At 41.1% G+C, this 1042-nt stretch carries 2 protein-coding genes; both read left to right on the plus strand.

Translation table 11 applies throughout. The annotated features are described in order from the left end of the window. Positions 1-723: hypothetical protein (locus CVN76_RS04945; RefSeq protein ID WP_100530490.1), on the plus strand; the 723-nt coding region annotated here is incomplete at its 5' end. Next, on the plus strand, positions 716-1042 hold a 327-nt coding region (locus CVN76_RS04950; RefSeq protein WP_157805532.1), incomplete at its 3' end, for a hypothetical protein. The genes CVN76_RS04945 and CVN76_RS04950, both read left to right, overlap by 8 nt.

Here is a 1042-nt window from a genome sequence, read left to right on the forward strand (position 1 = left end):
GATTTCGAAAAATATATGCATGCACCCTCTTTAATTGCTACAGCGTCCAGTTACATACTGATCGGAACCTTATTTGCCATCATTTATAGAAAAAAACCAGCATCTCCTAAGCTCTGGAAGGCTATTCTCGTATTGGTGCTAGGAATGTTCGCTTTTCATTTCACTTTTAATCTAGCAGGAGAGGTCATAAGCATACCCATTCTCCCAATCGGTGTGGCTCTCCTCTCTTGGTTCTTGGGAAGGCAAGGGAATGCGGCGAGATGGCAGCGATTTCGCCGTTTTGCCTGGCTCGGATTTTTATCGAATTTCATCGTTTTCGCTTTTGCCCTTTTAGCCATACCGATTGATGGAATGATGTATCCGAAGAATGTGCCGTCGACATATATGATGGATGTTAAAAAGGCTTCTTTGATAGCGAGCCACCCCCACTCGAAAGAAGAAACATTAAATAAAGCAAAGCTGGAAAAATTGATGGGAAAGATGAAACAAAAAAAGATCGAGAGTGAATCTTGGTATAATCGAATCCGTGAAGATGGCGATCACAAAGAGAAATTCCCTTATATCCTGAATGGGACAACCGCTGCAAAGGGGAGCGGACTTAAAGCAATCATTTTCATTGAAGAAGATGGCAGGGGAATCCTGATTACACCTAATAAAGGGCGTCAAGTCTACTTCAGGCTCAAGGAATCGATTTTGACAGGAGGTGATGGGGAAAATGGCTAAAAAAACAAAAAAGATTATTTTACTAGCTGCGATATTATTGATGATCGGTGTTCTTTCATTTACTCAATTACCTAAAGACCCTGACCCTTTCCTATCGGATAAGCAAGTCATCAAACGCATCAACTCATTTTTTTCTGAAGCCCAGCCAAAGATCATTCAAGACCGTATCTTTTTGGATGATACACATGTATTTGTTCCTTTTATTAGCGAGGATGATGGGTATGGGATGAGCTTTTGGATTTGGAAGAATAATAAATGGAGAGCAGCTTCCGTGAATGAAGGAGGTGAGCCTCAGGTTTGGAATGGAGAAAAGAAATCA

The organism is Bacillus sp. mrc49 (assembly GCF_002803435.1).